The sequence below is a fragment of the Microbacterium marinilacus genome (assembly GCF_019753765.1).
GTDB lineage: Bacteria > Actinomycetota > Actinomycetes > Actinomycetales > Microbacteriaceae > Microbacterium > Microbacterium marinilacus.
The window spans coordinates 9,762-32,066 of the sequence record NZ_JAIJZW010000011.1 but is presented as its reverse complement, the minus strand read 5'-3'; the positions used below and the strand labels follow the sequence as shown (position 1 = coordinate 32,066).

Here is a 22,305-nt window from a genome sequence, read left to right as displayed (position 1 = left end):
GAAGGAAACGCACTCGCCGAACCGAACGTCAGCGCGGGTCGAGCGCGGCGACGACCTCCGCGGCGCTGCGCTCCGCCCGCAGCTCGCCCACTCCCAGCCCGGCGTTCACCGACATGCCGCTCGGGTCGTCGGCCTCCGTCGCGGCGCGCAGCTCGCGGCCCGCGACGTCGACGTCCCCGTCGTCGAGCGCGGCGCCCCAGCGACGGGTGGCGTCGTTGGCGATCACGCGCTCCGGGATGTCCGACGGCCAGCCGTATCCCGAGGCCTGGTCGAAGGCCGACGTCAGCACCGTGTCCTCGGGGCCCGCCGCCAGCAGCGCGCGCCTCGATCCGGGGCTCGAGAGCGCCTCGTGGCACGCCGTGAACGCGGTGCCGACCCAGGCGGCGCGGGCGCCGCGGCCGAGCACCCGCCGCACGTCCTCCGCCGTGGCGATCGCCCCCGCCGCGAACACCGGGCGGTCCGTGAGCGCCAGCAACGCGTCGAGCAGGGTGTCGCGATCGTGCAGCGGCCGACCGTGCCCGCCGCCCTCGCTCCCTCGCGCGACGAGCGCATCGGCCCCCGCGGCGAGCGCGCGCTCCGCGGTCGGAGCGTCGGAGACCTGCGCCACCGCCGGCACACCGCGCTCGTGCGCGCGACCGATCCACTCGTACGTCTCGCCGAAGCTCACCGAGAGCAGCAGCGGCGACGCGTCGAGGGCGGTCTCGAGCATCTCCGGGTCGCGCTGCACCACCCAGTCGACGAGGCCGATGCCGACCTCGACGCCGTCGGTCACGGCCGCGAGCTGGCGCCGCAGCGACGTCGTGCTGCCGGAGCTTCCCATCCCGATCATGCCGAGGCCGCCGGCACGCGACACCGCCGAGGCGAGCGCGCCTCCCGCGACACCGCCCATCGGGGCGTTTAGAACCGGGATCCGATCAGCGAACAGCGCATCGACCGTGGAACTCGTCATACTCGGATCCTCTCAGGAGAACGCCCGAGTGCGGCGGCCACGCGCTCGGGCCGTCCCGGATCAGTACACGATGCTGAGGAACGGCGCGCGCGGCACCCGCAGCGCCGCGTCCAGCGCGCCGATCGCGTCGGCGGTGCCGGCCACCCGGCCGGCCGCGCTCAGCGCCGCCAGCGAGAACCCGCCGAGGTAGGCCGAGCCGAGCTCGAGTACGGACAGCTCGACGTCGGGCTCGTCCTCCGTCGATGCGACCGACGCGCGACCGTCGGCGATCTCGACGCGCCACGTGCCGTCGGCGTAGCCGAGCGGATCGGTCACCCGGAGCACCAGCGAGGCGGACGCCGCGTACGCGCGGCCCTCGAGCGCCGCCGGCACGTCGAGGATGCGCAGCCAGCCGTGATCGGTCACCGACGAGACCGGCACCCGGGGGTCGTCCAGCAGCCAGGGCAGCGGCTCGTCGACCGGGCGCATCGGCGCGACGACCTCGCCGACGAGGTCGTGCTCCAGCGCGAAGCGCCACAGTGCGGCGAGCGCCACGTCATCGTCGGCGACGAGGTAGCGGATGGTCAGCACGCCGCGCCCGTCCTCCTCGGCGTGCCCCTCGATGCGGTAGGCCATCACGCCTCGCGGCTCGCCGGACTCGTCCACGTAGCGGACGGTCACCACCTCTTCGTCCTTCTTCTCCGCCAGCGCGACGCGACCACGCCACCGCCGCGGCCAGCCGGGGATCTCTCCCAGCCGCGCCGTGCGGGTGCGCTCGTGCACCTCGCCCATCAGCGCGGCCGCCGCCTCGCGGTCGAGGTACTGCACGCGACCGGGCGCGTCGGGCGCGCGCCACGCCGCCCGCCCGGTGTCGACCCTCCAGGTCGCGATCGTCGTGGCGGGCGCGAAGCCGTAGCGCCCGTAGATCGTCGCCTCGCTCGCGGTGAGGCCCGCGATGGGGACGCCGGCCGCACGCGCATCGCGCAGCTCGGCCTCGAGCAGCGACCGGGCGATCCCGCGCCGGCGGTGCGTGCCCGCCACGGTCACCGTGCTGATCGCCCACATCGGCAGCTCGCCGCCGGGCACCGACATCGGCGCGACCCACGAGCTCAGCGTCGCGACCGGCAGATCCGCCTGCGGCACGGTCGGGTCGTAGACGCCGAGCAGGCGGCGCCACGACATCGGCTCGCGCCACTCGGCGACCTCCTCCGCCGGCATCTCGCCGTGCGTGAAGCCGCGGTGGACGGCGCGCGACCACGCGTCGAGCACGAGCCCGTCGGCGTGGTCGATCAGCCGGTAGGCGAGACCGCGCTCATCGAGCGCGGAGCGCGAGGTCTCGTCCAGTGGGAGGGTGCGGGCGTCGAGGGTGTCGGCCATTCCCCGAGCGTACCCAGGGCCGCCGACGCCTCAGTGCGCGGCCTGCGCGTCGCGCAGACGCGCCAGCACCAGGTTCTTCAGCTCCTCGGGAGCGGTCTCCCTGCAGGCGCGTGCCACCACGTCGGTCAGCGTGCGCGCCACCAGCGCCTCATCACGGCACGCGTCGCACGTGGCGAGATGCTCCTTGATGTCGGAGTGCTCGGTCTTGCAGACCTCGTCGCGGAGGTACTCCTCGAGGTCCTGCCGCGCTTTCTCGCAACCGCAGTCGGTCATTTCTCGCTCCTGGTAGAGGCTCGGCGCTTCGTGGGGGCGGCCTGGATGCCTCGCTCGGCCGCGTAGTCCTTCAGCAGGTCGCGCAGCAGACGCCTGCCGCGGTGCAGACGGCTCATGACCGTGCCGATGGGGGTCTTCATGATGTCGGCGATCTCCTGGTACGCGAAGCCCTCGACATCCGCGAGGTACACCGCCATCCGGAAGTCGTCGGGGATGGACTGCAGCGCGTCCTTGACGACGGACGCGGGCATCCGGTCGATCGCCTCCGCCTCGGCGGAGCGGCTGCTCGTGGCCGTCGTGGACTCGGCCCCGCCGAGCTGCCAGTCCTCGAGGTCGTCGATGGTGCCCTGGTACGGCTCGCGCTGCTTCTTGCGGTACGTGTTGATGTACGTGTTCGTCAGGATGCGGTACAGCCACGCTTTGAGGTTGGTCCCCTGCGTGAACGACGACCACGACGCGAACGCCTTGACGAACGTCTCCTGCACCAGGTCGGCGGCGTCGTTGGGGTTGCGGGTCATCCGCATCGCCGCGCCGTAGAGCTGGTCCATGAAGGGCAGCGCCTGCTGCTCGAACTGGTCGCGGGGGCTCGCCTCGGACCGGTCTCGGCCGTCAGCCGCCCACTCGTCCGCCGATCCTGGCACGTCATCCATCGCGAGCCAGTCTAGGTCGACGGACAGTGCGCCGACGGGGGCGTCGATCGTGGCGGTCATCCGTCTCCTTTCCCGCGGCGAGAGCGCGCACCTTCAGTAGTGTTGAAACCGATGAGCACGCGCGAGTATTCCCCCGAGGCCCCGCAAGGCGAGTACGCCGCGCCCGCGGCGAGCGGCGCCATCGAGGCGACCCTCACGATTCCGGGCTCGAAGTCGCTCACGAACCGCGAGCTGATCCTCGCCGCGCTGGCCGAAGGCCCCAGCCGCCTGCTGTCGCCGCTGCAGTCGGACGACTCCCGCCGCATGGTCGACGGCCTGCGCGCGCTGGGGGTCGAGGTCGAGGAGGTCGCGGGCGACGGGGCCTTCGGTCCCGACCTGCTCGTGCACCCCGCCTCCCCGCTCACGGGCGGCGCCACCGTCGACTGCGGGCAGGCCGGCACGGTGATGCGCTTCCTGGCGCCGCTGGCGGGCTTCGCCTCGGGCGACGTGCTCGTCACCGCGCACGAGAGCGCGCTGCACCGCCCGATGGCGGAGATGATCCGCGCGCTGCGCGACCTCGGCGTCGACATCGACGACGGCGGGCACTGGTCGCTGCCGTTCACCGTCCGCGGTCACGGTCACATCCGCGGCGGCGAGATCTCGATCGACGCGTCCGCGTCCAGCCAGTTCGTGTCCGGCCTGCTGCTGGCGGCGCCGCGCTTCGACGTGGGCCTGCATCTGCGCCACACGGGCGCCCGGCTGCCGAGCGTGCCGCACATCGACATGACCGTCGAGGCGCTCGCCCGGCGCGGCGTGCACGTCGAGCGCCCCGCGCCCGGCGAGTGGATCGTGCCGGCCGGACCCCTGCGGGCGAAGGACATCGCGATCGAGCCCGACCTGTCGAACGCCGCCCCCTTCCTCGCGGCGGCCATGATCGCGGGCGGCTCGGTGACGGTCGCCGGGTGGCCTCCGCACTCGACGCAGCCGGGCGGGCAGCTCGTGGACATCCTGCAGCTGATGGGAGCGCGGGTGAGCCGCCGGGGCGGCGCGCTGACGGTGTCGGGCGGCCGGGCCATCCACGGCGTCGACCTCGACCTGTCGGCGGTGAGCGAGCTGACCCCCACCCTCGTCGGTCTCGCGGCGTTCGCCGACGCTCCCACGACTTTCCACGGCATCGGCCACATCCGCGGCCACGAGACCGACCGGATCGCGGCGCTCGCGGCGAACGTGAACGCGCTCGGCGGCGCGGCGGAGGAGATGGCCGACGGCATCCGCATCAGCCCGGTGCCGCTGCGGGCCGGGTCGTGGCGCGCGCACCACGACCACCGCATGGCCACCACCGGCGCCCTCGTCGGCCTGCGGGTGCCCGGCGTGGTCGTCGACGACATCGGCACCACCGCCAAGACGCTGCCGCAGTTCACGCAGCTGTGGGACGAGATGCTGGGCGCATGAGGCGGTCGGGCTCGTGAGCTGGCTGCCCGACGACGACGAGGACGACGACCTCGGCTTCGACGAGACCGACGTGCGCGTCCGTCCGAACCCGAAGGCGAACCGGCCCCGCACGAAGCGGCGCCCGGCGCACGAGGACGCGACCATCGCGCGGGTGCTCGGCGTGGACCGCGGCCGGTACGCGGTGCTGGTGGACGAGGACGCGCCGGACGAGCGGCAGGTGACGGCGACGCGCGCCCGCGAGCTGCGTCGCACGCCGATCGTCACCGGCGATCGCGCGCGCGTGGTCGGCGACACGACGGGCCAGGAGGGCACGCTCGCGCGGATCGTCGGCATCGAGGAGCGCACGTCGCTGCTGCGCCGCAGCGCCGACGACACCGACCAGGTCGAGCGCGTGATCGTGGCGAACGCCGACCAGATGCTCGTGGTCGTCGCGGCGGCAGACCCCGAGCCGCGCCCGCGGCTCGTCGACCGGTACCTCGTCGCCGCGCTGGACGCGGGCGTCCGGCCGCTCATGGTGGTCACCAAGACCGACCTGGCCGATCCCGGCCCGTTCCTCGCCCACTTCGACGGCCTGGACGACCTGCGCGTGTTCACCAGCGCGCGCGACGAGCCCCCGCTGGAGGCCATCGGCGAGGCGCTGGTCGGCCACAGCACGGTGTTCGTCGGGCACTCGGGCGTCGGCAAGTCGACGCTCGTCAACGCCCTCGTCCCGAGCGCCGGCCGTGCCACCGGACACGTCAACGAGGTGACCGGCCGGGGACGGCACACGTCCTCGTCGACCGTCTCGCTGCGCTATCAGGGCCCCGGCGGGTCGGGATGGGTGATCGACACCCCGGGGGTGCGCTCCTTCGGGCTCGGCCACGTGGACCCGACGAACATCCTGCGGGCGTATCGGGATCTCGGCGCCGTCGCGGACGAGTGCCCCCGCGGCTGCACGCATCTGCCGGACGCACCCGACTGCGCGCTCAACGAGGCGGTCGAGGAGGGCCGGCTGTCCGCCTCCCGCGTCGACTCGCTGCAGCGCCTGCTCGAGACGTTCAAGGACCGCACGGACTACTGAGGCTGCCCGCTGCGGGCTGCGAGTGCCACATGGCGCTCGGCGGCGGTGCGCGAGTGCCAGATGGCACTCGCGACGCGTTCGTCACTTCGCGCGGTAGCGGTGCTCCGGGCGCCCGGCCGTTCCGTAGCGCAGCGTCACGGCGACGACGCCGCGCGCAGCGAGATCCGAGAGGTGGCGCTGCGCGGTCGCCCGCGACACCCCGATGCGCTCGGCGACCTCCGCGCTCGACGCCTCGCCCTCGGCGAGCGCGCCCAGGAGCAGCTGCTGCGTCCCTTCGCGCACCGGGGACGTCGACTGCCCGCCGTGGAGCACGGCCCCGGCACGATCGATCGCGTGCTGCGTGAGCTCGCCCGCCGCCAGCAGGTTGCGGTAGCGCGCGTAGCGGTCGAGGCGGTCGTGCAGCGCCGCCGGGTCGAAGGGCTTGATCAGGTAGTGCAGCGCGCCGGAGGCGAGCGCGCGCCGCACCGTCGCACCGTCGCCCGCCGCGCTCAGCACGAACCTGTCGATCCCGGACTCGCGACCGAGCTCGATGCCGTCGCCGTCCGGCAGGTACACGTCCAGCAGCAGCAGATCGGGCCGGTCCTCCGAGATCGCGCGCCGCGCGGACGCGGCGTCGCGCACCGGAGGCAGCGCGACGAAGCCGGGCCGCGCCTCGACGAGGTCACGGTGGATGCCGCTCACCCGGAAGTCGTCGTCCACGATCAGCACGTGCACCGTCATCGCTGTCCTCCATCGTCTTCGGATCCCGTCCGGTCCGGCTCCGTCGCGATGGCGGCCGGGAGCATCACACCGGGCAGCCGCGCGCCGAACACGGCCCCGTGCCCCTCGCCGCCCGGTGAGACGACCCACAGCTCACCGCCCCGCCGTCGGCTGAACCGCCGCGCGAGCGGCAGTCCGATGCCGCGCCCGTGCACCTCGCCGGCCTCGGCCTCGTCCTCGCGCGCGCGGGCGCGCTCGAAGACGCTCTCGGGCGCGTCGACACCCCGCCCGGAGTCCGCGACGGTGAGCGCCAGCTGGTCGCCGTCGTCGAGCAGCGTGACCTCCACCCATCGCGGGGCGCCGGCCGCGACGGCGGCGGTGACGGCGTTGTCGATCAGGTTGCCGAGCACTGCGGCGGCGTCCTCCGGCTCGTGCACGGTGCCGAGCACGAGCGTGTCGTCGCCGAGGCGCAGATCGACGCCGCGTTCGCCCGCCTCCACGGCCTTCGCGGCGAGGAAGGAGCGCAGGAAGGGCTCGGCGACGCCCACCTGTCCCTCTTCGGGAAGCGCGCCGCGGTCGGCGAACTCGGCGAGAAGCGCCCGCGTCTCCTCGACGCGGCCGGCCGCGAGCATGCCGGACGCGACGTGCATGCGGTTCGCGAACTCGTGGCGCTGTGCGCGCATCGCGTTCGTCGCGGCCCGGACGGCGTCGAGGCGCTCCGCGAGGGCCACGACGTCCGTTCGATCGCGCAGCACCGCCACGACGCCCAGGTCGTCGCCGTCGTGCCGCACGCCGTGCACCTCGAGGAAGACGACCCGATCGGTCAGCACGAGCTCGCCGTGCACCGTGCTCTCCCCGGCGAGGGCGGCGTCGAGGGTGCGCCGCAACCGGGGCGGCAGGTCCAGGTCGTCGATCGGACGCCCGGTGGCCTCGTGGCCGTCCAGCGACAGGGCCTCGGCCGCGGCGGGGTTGCAGGCGCGGACGACGCGGTCGGCCGAGACGGCGATCACGCCGTCGTGCACGCCCTCGAGCACGGCCGCGCGGCTCTGCAGGAGGGCGGCGAGCTCGTCGGGCTGGACGCCCCGGGTGAGGCGTTCGAGCCGGCGGCGGATCACGAGGGCGACGAGGAGCGCCAGGGCGAGCGCCACGAGCGCGATCGCCGCGACGGCCCCGGCGAGCGCCGGCGCGTCGGCGAACGCCCGGTCGGTCGCGAACCCGACGCTCACCTCTCCGACGATGCCGTCGCCGTCCGGGCCTGGGACGGGCACCTTCGCCCGCACCGACGACCCGAGCGTTCCGCTCTCCCATTCGACGACCTCGTGCCCTGCCAGCACCGCCTCGTAGCCGGTGCTCACCCGCTGGCCGAGCCGCGCGTCCTCCGGGTGCGCGAGACGGATGCCGTCGTCGTCGGCGATCACGACGAACAGCGCACCGGTCCGCTCGGCCACCGCGAGCGCGTACTGCTGCAGCGGTCCGTCGGCCAGGGCGGCGGTGTCGTATCCGCCCGGCCCCGCGTACGCCGCGACCTCGGCGCGCACCTGCGGGTCCGACGCCGCCGTGCGCGCGATGCCCAGCGCCGTGCTCTCGGTCTCCGCGCGCAGCTGGCGCACCCCCACGGCGCCGAAGGCGAGCGCGCAGACCGCGACGACGACGACCGCTGCCGCCAGCTGCATCGCCAGCACCCTCGTCGCGAACCGCATCTCCCGAGTATCGCTCGCCGACGCGGTGCGCAGAATGCGCACAACTGGCGCAACGCGCAGTTCCCGCGCAATGCGCGCTACCTCGGGGGCTCCGCGGGCATCGCCCTAGATTCCTTCGGTACCGCAACGTCGCCGGAACAGACAAGGACGTCGAAAACATGCTCGTCGCACTCGGCTTCACCATGATCCTCGCGTTCATGGTGCTGATCATGACCAAGCGCCTCACGCCGATGGTCGCCCTCATCCTCGTCCCGACGATCTTCGGCCTGTTCGCCGGCGCCGGACTCGGCATGGGCGACATGGTGATCGACGCGATCTCCGACATGGCGCCCACGGCCGCCCTGCTGATGTTCGCGATCATGTTCTTCGGCATCATGATCGACGTCGGGCTGTTCGACCCGCTGATCCGGCTGATCACCCGCCTGGTCGGCGACGACCCGGCGAAGGTCGTGCTGGGCACCGCGCTGCTCGCCGGTGCGGTCTCGCTCGACGGCGACGGATCGACGACGTTCATCATCACCACCTCCGCGCTGCTGCCCGTCTACCTGCGGCTGGGCATGAGCCCCGTCGTGCTCACCTGCGTGGCGGGCCTCGTCAACGGCACCCTGAACATCGTCCCGTGGGGCGGCCCCACCGTCCGCGCGGCGACCGCCCTGGGCGTCTCCCCCACCGAGGTGTTCGTCCCGATGCTGCCCTCGCTGGGGGTCGGCCTCCTGCTCGCCTTCGGGCTGAGCTGGCTGCTGGGCGTCTCGGAGCGCAACCGCATCGGCCGGCTCGAGCTGCGCCGCGACGGCGTCGGCGAGCGCGCCGGCCGCTTCGCGATGCGGGTGCCGGGCGGCGTCGGCGCGGCCGGCACCCCCGGGGCGCGTGCCACGCTCGGCACGCGGAACATCCTCACCGTGAAGGGCGCCGGGGCCGCAGGACCGGCACGGATCGCCGAGGACGAGCGCGACACGGCGATGGCCGACACCATGCTGAACCCGGAGCGCGAGACGCTGCGGCCGAAGCTGGTCTGGTTCAACCTCGTCCTCACCCTCGCGGTGATGACGCTGCTGGTGCTCGACGTGCTGCCGCTGCCGTTTGTCTTCATGATCGGATCGGCGCTCGCCCTCGTGGTGAACTTCCCCCGGCTGAAGCAGCAGAGCGCCGAGATCGTCGCGCACGCGCCGAGCATCGTCGGCGTGGTCTCGATGGTGCTGGCGGCGGGCGTGCTCGTCGGCGTGCTGGACGGCACCGGGATGGTCACGGCGATGGCCGACTGGGTCGTCGACATCGTGCCCCCGTCGCTCGGCCCGTTCTTCGCCGTCATCACCGGCCTGCTCTCGATCCCGATGACGTTCTTCATGTCGAACGACGCGTTCTACTACGGCATCCTGCCGGTGCTGGCCGAGAGCGCCGCCTCGTACGGCATCTCCCCCGCGGAGATGGCGCGGGCGTCGATTATCGGCCAGCCCGTCCACCTGCAGAGCCCCCTCGTGCCGGCCATCCTGCTGCTCGTCTCGCTCGCCGGCGTGAACCTCGGCGATCACCACCGCAAGGTGCTGTGGCGCGCGCTGCTCGTGTCGCTGGCGATGCTCGCCGTCGGCGTGGTCGTCGGCTCCGTGCCCGTCGGCTGATGCGCGCCCGGCCGCGGGCCATCCCGCGGCCGGGAGACACGGCCTAGGCTGGAGGCGTGACCGACACGCGCCTGGAACCCGGAAGCCCCGCCCCCGACTTCACCCTGCAGGATCAGGACGGCGAGCAGGTCTCACTCGGCGATCTGCGGGGCGGCAAGGTCGTGCTGTACTTCTATCCCGCGGCGATGACTCCCGGCTGCACGACGCAGGCCTGCGACTTCCGCGACAGCATCGCCTCGCTCGCCGGCGCCGGCTACACCGTGCTGGGCGTCTCACGAGACGAGCCCGCCAAGCTCGCGAAGTTCCGCGAGCGGGACGGGCTCACCTTCGAGCTGCTGAGCGATCCCGACGCCGCGGTCCACCGCGCCTACGGCACCTGGGGCGAGAAGATGAACTACGGCAAGGTCGTCGAGGGCGTCATCCGCTCGACCTTCGTCATCGACGAGCAGGGCACGGTCGTCAAGGCGCTCTACAGCGTCAAGGCGACGGGACACGTCGCGCGGCTGCGCAAGGAGCTCGGCATCGACTGAGCCGCGCTCCCTGCGCCGGCCGGCTCAGGTCAGCTGAGGTCGACGGTGCGGTTCTCGCCCACGTCCGGCTGGCCCCCGCCGACCGCGGCCTTCGCGATCTTGAAGGCGGACACGATCCGCGGCTCGTCGTTGGCCCAGTACTCCGCCGTCTCGGCGTGCACGCGGATGAGCGCCACGGTCGGGTCCTCGCGTCCCTCGGGGAACCAGGCCTCCACCCCGGGCGACCAGTACTCCTCGATCTTCTGCTCGTCGCGCACCACCGTGGCGGTGCCGGCGAGCGACAGGTAGCCCTTTCCGGACTCGAACGCGACGTTCACCTGCCCGTGGGCGGCGATGTCGCGGACCTTGGCGCTGTCGTCCTGGGCGAAGAACCACAGGTCGCCGTCGAACTCCACGTCCTGGGCCACGAGCGGCCGGCTGTGCAGCTGCCCGTCGGGGCTGACGGTGGTCAGAAGCCCGACCTTGGCGGCCTTCACGATCTTCGCGATCGTCGCGCGGTCGTCGTCCGTGGCGTGGGGCAGGTTCTCCATGTCGCTTCCTCCTGTGGTTCGTGGTGCAGGCCACGCTACGCATCCTCGATCCGCGGCCCCAGGAGCTTGACACGGACCGGGTCTGGCTGCAGGAGTGCCCTCCCGCGCATGGCGGGAGGGCACCCGGACCGACGGGTCGGCCGTCAGGCCTTCACGAACGCCAAGAGCGCCTCGTTCACCTCGGTGGAGTGCGTCCACAGCAGCCCATGGGGCGCGCCGTCGATCTCGACGTACCCCGCGTCGGGCACCAGGTCGCGGAACCGGCGGCCGGTGGCGTCGATGGGCAGGATGTCGTCCTTCGTGCCGTGCAGGATCAGGGTCGGCTTGCCCGCCTCGCGCACGGCGGCGACGTCGGGACGGAAGTCCTCGAGCCACGTCGGCACCACGGCGTACGCCGCGACCGGGGCCGATCGCGTCGCGGTGTTCCACGACGCCGTCACCGCCTCGTCGCTGATGCGCGAGCCGCGGTTGTCGTCGAGGCCGTAGAAGTCGTTGAAGAACTGCGTGAACCACGCGTAGCGGTCCGTGCGGGCGGCGTTGACGATCTCGTCGAAGACCTGCTGCGGCACGCCCTCCGCGTTGTCCTCGGTGTGCAGCAGGAACGGCTCGAGCGACGCCAGGAACGCCAGCTTGGCGACGCGGTCGTGGCCGTGGTTCTTGACGTACCGCGCCAGCTCTCCCGTCCCCATCGAGAAGCCCACGAGGATGACGTCGCGGAGGTCGAGCGTCTCGAGCACGGTGTCGAGGTCGGCCGCGAAGGTGTCGTAGTCGTACCCGGTCGACACCTTGCTGGAGCCGCCGAATCCGCGGCGGTCGTAGGTGATCACCCGGAAGCCCGCCGCGAGCAGCTCGCGTGCCTGGTGTTCCCAGCTGTTCCCGTCCAGCGGGTAGCCGTGGATGAGGACGACGGGCTGCCCCGCGCCGTGGTCCTCGTAGTAGAGCTCGATGTCCGTGCCGTTCTGCTGCCCGACAGCGATGGTGGCCATGATGTCTCCTTGCACCCAGTGGAGAACGATCGTTCTCCGCGATGTCCCCTACACTAGAGAACGAACGTTCTCAGCGCAAGGGGAAGAGATGACGACCGACGACGAGGCAGCACGGGCGCGGCTCGTGGCGGCCGCCGACCGCCTGTTTTACGCGCACGGCATCCAGTCGGTCGGCATGGACGCCGTGCGGGCGGAGGCCGGCGTCTCCCTCAAGAGGATCTACGGCCTGTTCCCCTCGAAGGACGACCTGGTGGTCGCGGTGCTCGCGCACCGGACGGAGATCTGGAACGAGGGCGTCACACGGGCCGCCGCCGCAGAGGCGTCTCCCGAGGGCAAGCTGCTGTCGGTCTTCGACTTCCTGTCCGACTGGTTCCGCGAGGACGACTTCCGCGGCTGCGCCTTCATCAACTCCTTCGGGGAGCTCGGCGCGAGATCCCCGAAGGTCGCGAGCGCCATCCGCGCGCAGAAGGCGGCGTTCCGGGCGCACGTGCTCGGCCTCGTGAGAGAGCACGGCGCCACGGACGACGTCGCCGTCCAGATCGCACTCCTGGCCGAGGGCGCACAGACCACGGCGGCGATCCTGCGCGACCCCACGGTGGCAGGCCAAGCCCGCAGCGCCGCTGAGACCCTGCTCGCGCACGCCGGCGCGCGCTAGAACTCCGACCACCGACCCACTCCCGCACCTCCCGTTGACCCTCCCGAGGACGAGTGATACCGTCTGGTAAATCGTTTGTTCACCGATCGCTCAAGGAGGAGCATGGCGCTCTCCGGATACTTCGATCCGCTCCCGCGGGTGCTGGTCGCCGACGACTTCGACCGCGGCATGAGCGGCTGGCTCGATCTGCGTCCCAACTTCGTGGCCCCCGGCTTCCGAGAGCATTCGGAGGACATCGACCTCATCCACTGGGGGCCGACGATGCTCAGCTCTGCGACGTTCACCTTCGGGGGCACCCATGGCTCGGCGCAGGGCACCTACTCGCTCAAGATCTCCAGTCGCGCCGCCGCCGCGCCGCCGGACCAGCCGCCTGCCCCGGGATCCATGGGCCTGTCCATCAAGCGCCTCGCGGTGCCGCCACGGACGCGGCGCCTGCGGGTCGAGGCGCTCCTCACGTATAAGGCGGAGCAGGACCGGCCGGGTCTCGGAATCGACGACGTGCGCGCTTTCGGCATGTTCGTCGACCTGCAGGACCGCGAGTTCCGGTACATGCCCGGGGTGCGTTACGTGAACGCCGTGGCCGGCAGGCCGGTGCGCGCCTGGCAGTTCTACAGCGCCACCGACGCGACCGACGCGGAGTGGAGCTACGGGGTCGACGGCTGGCACAAGGCCGGCATCGACCCGCAGTGGTTCGGGGCGCGGCAGCCCGACGGCTCGACGGCGGCGACGACGTGGTTCGACGAGGGGCGGCAGCACCTCATCTACAACGAGTCGGACGACAAGCTGAACTGGACGCCGCTGTCCCTCACGATCGACCTGCGCACCCGCCGATACGAGGAGTTCCGCGTCGGCGGCCGCACCCTGCGCTTCCCCGAGGACGCGCACCCCACCTGGGCGCCGGCCTACGACGACATCGAGGGTCTGTTGAACCCGGTCTTCTTCGTCGAGGCGGACACGGATCGACGGGTCAGCCTCTATCTGGACTCGGTGGTCATCTCGACAGAGACGGGGGACGACGCGTGAAGACCTTCTACACGTCCGTGGTCGAGCTGCGGCAGCAGTTCGACGGCACGATCGAGACCCACCCCTACGAGTGCGGCTGGGCCGACGAGGCGGTGTTCTTCGTCGAGCTCCACGACCCCGAGCCGGGCACCCGTCTCGTGCTCCAGACGCAGCTGAGCGCGGACGGCATCCGCTGGCTGGACGAGGGGACGGTCGTCGACACGCTCGGTGCTGCCTTCGCCCGCGTCTCACACTTCGGCGGCTTCCTCAGGCTCGCCGGCACCGCGACCGGGCAGGACGGGCGCCCCACGCGGGCCACGGTCTCCGTCCGGCTCGCCCTGAAAGGATGACGGAGAGAACAATGACGTTTCGCATCAACAAGGCCACGATCGGCGCCACCGTGGGAACGGCCCTCGAGTGGTATGACTTCTCGCTCTACGCGACCGCGAGCGCGCTCGTGTTCCCGGCGGTCTTCTTCCCGTCCGGCGACCCGCTCGTGGCGACGCTGTCCTCTTTCGCCACGTTCGCCGTCGGCTTCTTCGCCCGCCCCATCGGCGGCGTCGTGATCGGTAACCTGGGAGACCGGTTCGGCCGTCGCCAGATGCTCTTCCTCACCCTGATCCTGATGGGCGCATCGTCGACGCTCATCGGCCTCGTGCCGAGCACCGCGGCGATCGGGATGGCCGCGCCCGTCATCCTGATCATCCTGCGCATCCTCCAGGGGTTCGGCGCCGGCGGGGAGTACGCCGGCGCCACCCTGCTCGCCGCGGAGCACGCGAACGACTCGTCCCGAGGGCTGAACGCGGCGATCCCGGGAGCCGGCAACGCGGCCGGCGCGCTGCTCGCCACCGGCGTGCTCACCCTGCTGAACACCGTGCTGCCCGAGGAGGCGTTCCTCTCCTGGGGGTGGCGCATCGCGTTCCTCCTCAGCATCGCCGTCTGCGTGGTCGGCATCGTGATCCGTCTGCGCGTGCCGGAGAGCCCCGAGTTCGTGCGGACGCAGGCGGAGGGCGGCGTGCCGCGCGCTGCCATCCGCGACCTGTTCCGGTCGGCAGGGCGCCGGATCCCGCTGGCCATGCTCGCCTCGATCGGCCCGAACGTCGCGAGCTACCTCCCCTCGGTCTACGCCATCACCTACCTCACGACGGTGGTGGGGGCGCCGGCCTGGATCGGCCTCACGGGCATCCTGATCGGCAACCTGCTGAAGTTCGTCACGATCCCGACCGCGGGGTGGCTGAGCGATCGCATCGGCCGCCGCCCGGTGTTCCTGGCGGGCGCGATCGGGGCGGTGGTCCTCGTCTACCCGTTCTTCTTCCTGCTGGACACGGGCACGCCGCTGCTCGTCTGGATCGCGTTGGTGATGATCTTCACGCTCTGCAACGACGCGATGCTCGCCGCGCAGTCGGGCTTCATGTCGGAGCTGTTCGACGTCCGCTACCGCTACACCGGCGTCACCTTCAGCCGTGAGATCACCGGCGCGATCGTGGGCGGCACGCTGCCCTTCGTGGCCGCGGCCCTCACCGGGGCGGTCGGCGGGGGCTCCTGGCTCGTCGCGCTCTACTGCCTGGTGCTGATGCTGCTCGCCGCCGTGGGGATGTTCTTCCTGCCGGAGACGCGTCGCGCCTCGGGCGCGCGAGCCGTCGCCGAGGACGCGACGCCCTGACGCGAGCGGGCATAGTGGGGGGATGGACACGTCGCCGCACGCGAACGCGAAGAGCCCGGGCCGGCGCCCGAAGGTGCGCCTCTCGGACGTCGCGGCAGCGGCGGGCGTGTCCGTCCCGCTCGCGTCCCGCATCCTGAACCGCGACCCGGCGGCACGCGCGACCGAGGCGACGCGGACGCGCGTCCTCGAGGCGGCGGCGGAGCTCGGCTACGTGCCGAACGTGGCCGCCAAGAGCCTGCGGCTGCGGCGCAACGGGCTCATCGGCCTGGTCGTGCACGACCTGTCGAGCCCGATCCATCTCGAGCTGATGCGGGGCGCCCGGGCGGAGGCCGCCGCGCACGCGCACTTCCTCGTGCTGGGCGACGTCGACGAGCTGCTGCAGGACGACACGAGCTTCCGCACCTTCGTGAGCGGCAATCGCGTCGACGGCCTGATCGTGCAGGGCGGCCACGGCGGCTTCGACGAGCGCATCGCCGACATCGCGCAGGCGCTGCCGACGGTGATCGTGAACGCGCCGAGCCGGGTCGCCCGCGACCGGGTGACGAGCGTGTTCCCGGACGAGCCCGGGGGCACGCGGCTGCTCACCGAGCACCTGCTCGCCCTCGGGCACACCCGGATCGGCCTGGTGTCCGGCCCGCGCGACTCGACCACCGGGATGCTGCGCGAAGAGGGGTTCTCCTCCGCGCTGGCCGACGCGGGGCTCTCACTGCGCGAGGAGGACCGCGTGCACACCGACTGGTCGTCCGCCGGTGGCCGGGCGGCGATGATCGAGCTCGCCGCTCGCTGGCAGGGCTCAGCCGACCGGCCTACCGCGGTGATCGCCGGCAACTCCCTCATCGGCGTGGGCATCCTCGGCGCGGCGCCCGGATGCGGTCTGTCGGTCCCGACCGACCTGTCGGTCGCCGCCGTCCACGACACCTGGATCTCGGAGCATCTGGTGCCGCCGCTCACCACGGTCAGTCTGCCGCTGTACGAGATGGGAGCCCTGGCGGTGCGTCAGCTGCTCGCCGACTCCCCCGGCGGCACCGAGATCCTCGTCGACGATCCCCGCCCGCAGCTGCACCCGAGGGCGTCGACCGCCGCTGCACCGGCGCGCTGATCGCACCGACGATCGCGGCGGGCAGGTGAGGGGCCGCGCCACTTCCCGATCCGCACGGGTCGATTCCGTCTTCTCGGCCCGCGCGGTAGGCCTTGCCTCGCGATCCCGAGGCGCGTCCCGACTGCTGCGATCGCAGTAGTCGGCACGCTTCGTCGGGACGACGCGCTCGAAGCACCCGGCGTCCACGATGAAGACATGACGGAGCCCACGAGGGCACCGCGGAAGAGAGAGACAAAGACGATGACCGAGAAGGACGCCCGCCTCACCGACAAGCTGGAGAACCTCGCCCGCGACACCGCGGCGTCGGCGAAGCGCAAGATCGACGCTCACGTCGAGGCGCAGACCGAGCGCCTCGAGAAGCACGTCTCCGGGGCGAAGAGCCGCTTCGACGACCTCCCCGGCGTCAAGAAGGACTCCGGCGAAGAGGACTGAACCGCTCACGACCGCCACGAGGGGGCGCCGGGACCACCCGGCGCCCCCTTGTGTACATCCATCGGAGTATGCGTGGCGCTTCATCCGCACGACGCGCGCGAGGCGCGCGCCGACGAGGCTGGAAGCACACGGAGGAACCCATGGAGACTGCTCACAAGGGAACGGACAGATGCCGGTACTGGCGCAGATGTACGTGGCGACGCTCATCGGCAGCGTCGGCGCAGTCGGCCTCGTGGTGCTGGGCGTCGCCGCACTGGATCGGATCGAGCACGTGCGCCGCTGGAGCCGCCGGCGGCGGATCGCGAGCACGCGGGCGTTCTCGGTCCGGCGGTAGGTGCGCACGCGTGGAGCGCGTGCGCACGGAGGCGGCCCGATCGAGCGCCGTGGGCTCGACGCCAGCCGCCCACTCCGCTGCGCACAGGCCCGCGAGAGAACGGAGAGGCGCCTCAGCTCGGCGCGTCGGTGCGCGACGGCAGCCTGCGCAGGCACATCCGGAGGCCGATCAGCAGCGCGATGGCCGCCATGACGATGCCGCACACGCCGTTGTAGCGGGAGTGATCCGTCTCGGACGTCATCGACAGCAGCGCCGTCTGGGTGAGCACCAAGAGGATCAGAGAAGCCGCGACGTTGCTGAGCTTCACCGCCTCCATGAGCAGGTCGTGGCGACGACGTGACGACATGAAGCCGTGGATCGAGAAACCCAGCTCGACGAAGGTCACCGTCGCGATCGCGATCGCGACCTCGTACGAGTAGCGCTCGGTGCTGCCCTCGCCGAACACCAGTGGAAGGCACAGCGCCGCGTAGCCGAGGGAGCAGACCACCAGGACCAGTCCGCTCCAGCGATACGCGCGCGCGAGCACGGCCCCGTCACCCCGTCGACGCGACTGCCGGTCGGCGAGCACGACCAGTAGCTTGACCGCGGCCAGCCCCAGCGTGAACAGGACGTTGGCGAACATGAACAGGGACGGGCTGGCGATCGTCAGGGCACCCTTCCACGCCGCCATCAGCAGGTGGGAGGGAATCGCCGCGAGGGAGAAGTAGATGTTGCGCCGTCCCGTGTCGCGCATCGCGGCGACGACGCGTCCCGCGCGGCCGGACGCGGGCAACAGGGCCGAAAGCCGCTGCGTGCCGCGTGCGAGAGGTCCACTGCGAGCGGACGGCTCGCCCGGCGCCGCCTCGGCGGCGCCGGGCGCCGACGGACCGCGCGCGGCGAGCGGCACCGCCGTCACCGAGACCGACGCGTGACGGCGACGATCGCACCGTCGATCGCGGCAACGGCCACGACGATCCCGATGTTGAGGACCTTGGCCTTCGTGGACATGTCTGCTCCCTGCTGATCTCTCGGCCGCCCGGCGGCGACATGTCCACCGTCTCAACGACCCGGGATGCTCACGTCGTCTCGCAGAAGCGGCGCGCGTACTGCACGTGCAGTACGCCACCGGGTCGTCATCCCCGAACGCCCGCCTGGATGGCGAGGGAGACGAGCTGCGCGCGGTCACGCGCGCCCACCTTCATCATCGCGCGGTTGGCGTGGGTCTTCACGGTGAACGGGGAGATGAAGATACGCCGACTGATCTCGGCGTTGTCGAGGCCCGCGACGATGAGCTCGACCACCTCGTGCTCGCGCGGCGTGAGCGCCGCGAACAGCGCCTCCTTCTCGGGGTCGGCGGGCGACACCGGATCCTCCGAGACATGCACCACGAGCGCATCGATGGCGGTCGGAGACAGAGCGTGCTCGCCCGATGCGACGCGCCGGATCCCGTCCGCGAGCTCTGCCGGCGACGCACCCTTGCTGAAGAAGCCCTCCGCTCCAGCACGCAGCGCAGCCAGCACATTGTCGTCCTGGTCGAAGGTCGTCAGCACGAGGATGCGCGGCGACCGGCTCCCGTGGGCAGCCCGTATCCGTCGGATCGTCTCCACGCCGTCGATCCCGGGCATGTTCAGGTCCATCAGAACGACGTCGACGGTCGTCGACTCGAGCAGATGGACGGCGGTGATGCCCTCGCCCGCCTCCGCCACGACCTCGAGGTCGGGCTGCGCATTGATGATGACCTTCAGCCCCGTCCGCAGCATCTCCTGGTCGTCCACCAGCATCACGGTGATCATCGACGACTCTCTTTCTCCACGGGAATCGACTTCTCCACGGGAATCGACGCGGTCGCCCAGAAGAGCCTTTCATCCGCGCGGGTGGTCAGCGTACCGCCCACGGAGCCCGCCCGTTCGCCCATGCCGACCAGGCCGTTGCCGCCTCCGCTCGTCGATAGGTCACGCGCGCCGCGGATGTTGACGACCTCGATCTCGACGCTGTCGTCGCGTCGCCTCACCGCAGCGGAGATCGTGCCCGTGCCGTGCTTCTGTGCGTTCGTCAGCGCTTCCTGCAGGATGCGGTAGACGGCGACGTTCGCCGACGCGGACAGCGCGTTCGTGACGTCTTCGACGCTCGCCTCGATCGACATCCCCGCGTTCCGGAACGTCTCCACGAGCTGCCGCAGCGTCGCGTGGCCCGGGGCGGGCCGGGAGCGCTCGTCGCCCTCCCCCACCCGCAGCACGGCGAGGATCTGCTGGGTCTCGCGCAGGACCGCCTGCACCCCCTCGCGGGCGTCCGCCAGATCTGCCCTCGCCTCCTCCGCGCCGTCCGGCAGGTGCACCTCCGCCGCCCCGAGACGCATGTTGACCACGGCGATCTGATGACCGACGGAGTCGTGCAGGTCGCGGGCGATGCGCAGTCGCTCCTGTGCGACGCCGCGTTCGACGGCGGTCCGCCGCGTCGTCTCCGCCTCGAGAACGCGTCTCTCGGACTCGAGCCGGTAGCGATGGTTCCCACGCACGGCACTACCGATCGCCGCGCACACGACCGCCGCGAAGGCCGCGATCGACGCGGTGGCATCGGTGTTGACGTCGATGGTGCCCAGCTCCCACGCCACCGCGCCGAAGTTGGCGAGGGCTATCGCCGCGCCGGTCAGCAGCGCCGGCAGCCCGCGGAGCGTGAACAGGAACGCGAGGAAGCACGCCATCGACCAGATCCCCGTCGTGGGGGCGCGCCCGACCCACACGGCCAGGAGAGGAGCCGCACATGCGAGAACGAGGCCGATGTACGGGTATCTATAGCCGGCGATCACCGCCGCCACGATCACCGCCACGGGCGCGTACTGCACGACCGTCGCCGCCCCGACGGCGGCCGTGACGATCTCCGTGCCCGCCGCCAGGACCAGGATCACCAGAACCGCGGACTCCAGCGCGCGAGGAAGGACCTTCCAGACGGCACCCCGTGGTCCCGCCCGAAGGTCGCCGGCTGTGCCCATGGGCTCATCCTCTCGCGTACCTACCGTCCTCGCGTACTGCGCACGCAGTAGGGACGTCGCTCCGCGGGGACGATTCGCGCGGCGGTCTGCTCGCTGACGATCGATGTGTGCCACCGACGGCGCCGACTTCCGACCCACATAAGGAGATCACCATCATGACCCCGCAGCCCGCCACCACCGAGCAGACCAGCGGCTTCACCGCCTTCGAGTACGCCTCGGTGCGGGCGCCTCGCGACCTCGAGTCGCTCTACCAGGACACATACCGCGGCTTCGGCTGGATCGTCGAGTCCACCGAGCTCGCCGACCCGGTGCGCCCCCTGCCGCTGACGCCGGCGATCCAGCCGACGACGATCACCCTCAAGCTCAAGCGCGACCGGAACATCCGCAGCCGGCAGATGGTGCAGTCGCTCCAGCGCAAGGCGGAGGGGTCGCTGGCGACGATCAGCCGGCTCGAGAAGTCGAAGACCACCCGCGCGATCGCCGTGGCCGTCACGCTCGGCATCGTCGGCGCCGCCCTGCTCGCCGGGTCGATCTTCCTGATGAACGGGGGGCTGCTCGTGCTGTCGATCCTTCTCGGAGTCGTCGGGCTGGTCGGCTGGGTGGGCGGGTTCCTCGCCTACCTGGCGGTGAAGAGCCGACGGGCCGCGACGGTGGCTCCCCTCATCGACCGCGAGTTCGATGCGCTGTACGAGACCACGGGGCAGGCTGCACGTCTCCTTCGCTGAGCGGCGGCAGGACCACCAGCGACCGATCCTTCCGCAGATCCAAGGAATCCCCATGACCGCTCTCGCCCCGCCCGCTCCGTCCACCGAAGAGAGGAGTCCCGCCAAGACCCCGTCGGCGATCGTCGCGGTGTTGGCTCTCGCCGGAATCATCGCCGCCGGCACTCAGCCCCTGATCGTCCCGCTCATCGGCCGGTTGCCGGCGCTGCTGGGTGCCGCTGCCGACGACACCGCCTGGGCTGTCACCGCGACCCTTCTCGCGTCCGCCGCCGCCGTGCCCATCGCCGGTCGGGTGGGAGACATGCTCGGCAAGAGGCGTGTGCTGCTCGCGAGCCTGATCCCGCTCATCGCCGGCTCCGTGCTGTGCGCCTTGGCGACGTCCCTCGGGCCGATGATCGCCGGACGGGCACTGCAGGGGCTGGGCATGGGCGTCGTGCCTCTCGGCATCAGCCTGCTGCGCGAGGTCGTGCCCGCGGAGCGCATCGGCTCGGCCGTGGCGACGATGAGCGCCTCGATGGGCATCGGCGGTGCGGTCGCGCTGCCCTTCGCCGCGGCGATCGCCGAGTACGCGAGCTGGCGCATCATGTTCGCGGCGTTCGCGGCTCTCAGCGCCGTCGTGTTCGTCCTGGTCCTGTGGCTGGTGCCAGCGGGCTCCGGTCGTGTCCGCGGTGCGCGTTTCGACCTGCCGGGCGCCCTTCTGCTCTCCGGTGCCCTCGCCGCGCTGCTGCTGCCCGTCTCGAAGGGCGCGGCGTGGGGATGGTCGAGCCCCCTCACGCTCGGCCTCTTCGCGGCGGCCGTCTTCCTGCTGGGCTACTGGGTGCTTCAGCAGCTCCAGGCGCCCCAGCCCCTCGTGAACCTGCGCAGCCTGCACGACCCCCAGGTGTCGCTCACGAACCTCGCATCGCTGCTGGTCGGCTTCGCGATGTACGGGCAGTCGCTCATCCTGCCCCAGATCCTGCAGCTGCCCGCCGAGACCGGTTACGGGCTCGGGCAGTCGATGTTGCAGATGGCGCTCTGGCTCGCCCCGGGCGGCGTCGTGATGATGTTCGTCTCGCCGTTCGGCGCGCGCCTGACGGCGGCACGCGGCCCGAGGACCACGCTGGCCCTCGGGGCCCTGGCGATCGCCCTCGGGTACGGCGCGAGCCTGCTGCTCCTCGGCTCCACCTGGGGCGTCATGGGGGCGATAGTGGTCATCAACGTCGGCGTCGGGCTGGCGTACGGAGCGATCCCGATGCTGATCATGAGCGCCGTCCCCGGCAACGAGACGGCATCGGCCACGAGCTTCAACACGCTCATCCGGTCCGTCGGCAGCAGCTCCGCATCCGCGGTCAGCGGCGTGATCCTCGCGGCACTGACCACCACGTCCGCTGGCGCGACCGTGCCGAGCTTGCAGGGCTTCCAGCTCGCCCTCGCGGCGGGAGGGCTCGTCGCGCTCCTCGCCGTCGGGGTGATCCTCTGCCTCCCGCGAGCACGGCGACGTTCGTCCCATCGCCGCTGACGAGAGGCTCGCGCGACCACTCTGCTTCCCGCAGCGGAGCCTCCAGAACGGTACGCGCTCACGAGCGGCTGGAGGTCGGCGCGAGAAGAGGCCCGGGGCGGCAGCGCGAGGGGAGTGCGGGGCGCGCAGCGGGGCGGGGGGGGGCGGGGGGG

The 22,305-nt window shown here is 71.9% G+C and carries 24 protein-coding genes; 13 read left to right on the top strand and 11 right to left on the bottom strand.

Translation table 11 applies throughout. The annotated features are described in order from the left end of the window. Positions 1-28: 28 nt before the first annotated feature. The 4 genes from K5S26_RS15565 to K5S26_RS15550 are packed head-to-tail and all read right to left on the bottom strand — an operon-like array spanning position 29 to position 3,288. On the bottom strand, positions 29-949 hold the full coding sequence (locus K5S26_RS15565; RefSeq protein WP_221859864.1) for an NAD(P)H-dependent flavin oxidoreductase: 921 nt from the start codon (positions 947-949) through the stop codon (positions 29-31). 60 nt (positions 950-1,009) lie between these two features. Beyond that, positions 1,010-2,305, bottom strand: a complete 1,296-nt coding sequence (locus tag K5S26_RS15560) for a GNAT family N-acetyltransferase (RefSeq protein ID WP_221859862.1) — start codon at positions 2,303-2,305, stop codon at positions 1,010-1,012. 30 nt (positions 2,306-2,335) lie between these two features. Further along, positions 2,336-2,578 (bottom strand): anti-sigma factor family protein, encoded by a 243-nt coding sequence (locus K5S26_RS15555; protein WP_221859860.1) that lies wholly within the window; start codon positions 2,576-2,578, stop codon positions 2,336-2,338. Continuing rightward, a complete protein-coding gene (locus tag K5S26_RS15550; RefSeq protein ID WP_221859858.1) occupies positions 2,575-3,288 on the bottom strand; it encodes a sigma-70 family RNA polymerase sigma factor in 714 nt (237 codons plus the stop codon). The genes K5S26_RS15555 and K5S26_RS15550 overlap by 4 nt, the downstream gene beginning before the upstream one ends. A gap of 51 nt (positions 3,289-3,339) precedes the next feature. Between K5S26_RS15550 and aroA the strand changes: the two genes are divergently transcribed. After that, on the top strand, positions 3,340-4,659 hold the full coding sequence (aroA, locus tag K5S26_RS15545; protein ID WP_221859856.1) for a 3-phosphoshikimate 1-carboxyvinyltransferase: 1,320 nt from the start codon (positions 3,340-3,342) through the stop codon (positions 4,657-4,659). Positions 4,660-4,672: 13 nt separating this feature from the next. Next, a complete protein-coding gene (rsgA, locus tag K5S26_RS15540; protein ID WP_221859854.1) occupies positions 4,673-5,719 on the top strand; it encodes a ribosome small subunit-dependent GTPase A in 1,047 nt (348 codons plus the stop codon). A gap of 81 nt (positions 5,720-5,800) precedes the next feature. Here rsgA and K5S26_RS15535 read toward each other — a convergent pair whose 3' ends face one another. Further along, positions 5,801-6,439, bottom strand: a complete 639-nt coding sequence (locus K5S26_RS15535; protein WP_221859853.1) for a response regulator — start codon at positions 6,437-6,439, stop codon at positions 5,801-5,803. Continuing rightward, positions 6,436-8,118, bottom strand: coding sequence for a sensor histidine kinase (locus K5S26_RS15530; protein WP_221859851.1), 1,683 nt, complete (start codon positions 8,116-8,118; stop codon positions 6,436-6,438). The genes K5S26_RS15535 and K5S26_RS15530 overlap by 4 nt, the downstream gene beginning before the upstream one ends. Positions 8,119-8,276: 158 nt before the next feature. Here K5S26_RS15530 and K5S26_RS15525 point away from each other — a divergent pair, with 158 nt between their 5' ends. Together K5S26_RS15525 and bcp are read left to right on the top strand one after the other, a co-directional pair. Continuing rightward, positions 8,277-9,734, top strand: coding sequence for a CitMHS family transporter (locus K5S26_RS15525; protein WP_221859849.1), 1,458 nt, complete (start codon positions 8,277-8,279; stop codon positions 9,732-9,734). Positions 9,735-9,790: 56 nt separating this feature from the next. Beyond that, complete coding sequence (gene bcp, locus K5S26_RS15520; protein ID WP_221859847.1) at positions 9,791-10,264, top strand: thioredoxin-dependent thiol peroxidase; 474 nt, start codon at positions 9,791-9,793, stop codon at positions 10,262-10,264. Positions 10,265-10,293: 29 nt separating this feature from the next. Here bcp and K5S26_RS15515 read toward each other — a convergent pair whose 3' ends face one another. Together K5S26_RS15515 and K5S26_RS15510 are read right to left on the bottom strand one after the other, a co-directional pair. Beyond that, positions 10,294-10,794 (bottom strand): pyridoxamine 5'-phosphate oxidase family protein, encoded by a 501-nt coding sequence (locus K5S26_RS15515; protein ID WP_221859846.1) that lies wholly within the window; start codon positions 10,792-10,794, stop codon positions 10,294-10,296. 143 nt (positions 10,795-10,937) lie between these two features. Further along, a complete protein-coding gene (locus K5S26_RS15510) occupies positions 10,938-11,780 on the bottom strand; it encodes an alpha/beta fold hydrolase (RefSeq protein ID WP_221859844.1) in 843 nt (280 codons plus the stop codon). Between the two features lie 88 nt (positions 11,781-11,868). Here K5S26_RS15510 and K5S26_RS15505 point away from each other — a divergent pair, with 88 nt between their 5' ends. The 7 genes from K5S26_RS15505 (at position 11,869) to K5S26_RS15475 (ending at position 16,965) form a co-directional block, all read left to right on the top strand. Beyond that, entirely contained in the window at positions 11,869-12,435 is a 567-nt protein-coding gene (locus K5S26_RS15505; RefSeq protein WP_221859842.1) for a TetR/AcrR family transcriptional regulator, read from the top strand. A 102-nt stretch (positions 12,436-12,537) separates the two neighbouring features. Further along, positions 12,538-13,458 (top strand): DUF6772 family protein, encoded by a 921-nt coding sequence (locus K5S26_RS15500; protein ID WP_221859840.1) that lies wholly within the window; start codon positions 12,538-12,540, stop codon positions 13,456-13,458. Further along, entirely contained in the window at positions 13,455-13,787 is a 333-nt protein-coding gene (locus K5S26_RS15495; RefSeq protein ID WP_221859839.1) for a hypothetical protein, read from the top strand. Before K5S26_RS15500 ends, K5S26_RS15495 begins: the two co-directional genes overlap by 4 nt. Before the next feature lie 11 nt (positions 13,788-13,798). Continuing rightward, complete coding sequence (locus K5S26_RS15490) at positions 13,799-15,100, top strand: MFS transporter (protein ID WP_221859837.1); 1,302 nt, start codon at positions 13,799-13,801, stop codon at positions 15,098-15,100. A gap of 22 nt (positions 15,101-15,122) precedes the next feature. Beyond that, on the top strand, positions 15,123-16,199 hold the full coding sequence (locus tag K5S26_RS15485; protein ID WP_221859835.1) for a LacI family DNA-binding transcriptional regulator: 1,077 nt from the start codon (positions 15,123-15,125) through the stop codon (positions 16,197-16,199). Between the two features lie 240 nt (positions 16,200-16,439). After that, the gene (locus K5S26_RS15480; RefSeq protein ID WP_221859833.1) at positions 16,440-16,631 is read left to right on the top strand and encodes a hypothetical protein; all 192 of its coding nucleotides are present in this window, start codon (positions 16,440-16,442) and stop codon (positions 16,629-16,631) included. Positions 16,632-16,800: 169 nt separating this feature from the next. Further along, complete coding sequence (locus K5S26_RS15475) at positions 16,801-16,965, top strand: hypothetical protein (RefSeq protein ID WP_221859831.1); 165 nt, start codon at positions 16,801-16,803, stop codon at positions 16,963-16,965. 112 nt (positions 16,966-17,077) lie between these two features. Here the strand turns inward: K5S26_RS15475 and K5S26_RS15470 are convergent, their stop codons facing one another. The 3 genes from K5S26_RS15470 to K5S26_RS15460 form a co-directional block, all read right to left on the bottom strand. Beyond that, complete coding sequence (locus K5S26_RS15470; RefSeq protein ID WP_221859829.1) at positions 17,078-17,860, bottom strand: hypothetical protein; 783 nt, start codon at positions 17,858-17,860, stop codon at positions 17,078-17,080. A gap of 217 nt (positions 17,861-18,077) precedes the next feature. Beyond that, positions 18,078-18,737 (bottom strand): response regulator, encoded by a 660-nt coding sequence (locus K5S26_RS15465; protein WP_221859827.1) that lies wholly within the window; start codon positions 18,735-18,737, stop codon positions 18,078-18,080. Continuing rightward, a complete protein-coding gene (locus tag K5S26_RS15460; RefSeq protein WP_221859825.1) occupies positions 18,734-19,933 on the bottom strand; it encodes a sensor histidine kinase in 1,200 nt (399 codons plus the stop codon). Before K5S26_RS15460 ends, K5S26_RS15465 begins: the two co-directional genes overlap by 4 nt. Positions 19,934-20,088: 155 nt before the next feature. Here K5S26_RS15460 and K5S26_RS15455 point away from each other — a divergent pair, with 155 nt between their 5' ends. After that, positions 20,089-20,658 (top strand): hypothetical protein, encoded by a 570-nt coding sequence (locus K5S26_RS15455; RefSeq protein WP_221859823.1) that lies wholly within the window; start codon positions 20,089-20,091, stop codon positions 20,656-20,658. 52 nt (positions 20,659-20,710) lie between these two features. Beyond that, complete coding sequence (locus K5S26_RS15450; protein ID WP_221859821.1) at positions 20,711-22,153, top strand: MFS transporter; 1,443 nt, start codon at positions 20,711-20,713, stop codon at positions 22,151-22,153. Positions 22,154-22,305: the final 152 nt, after the last annotated feature.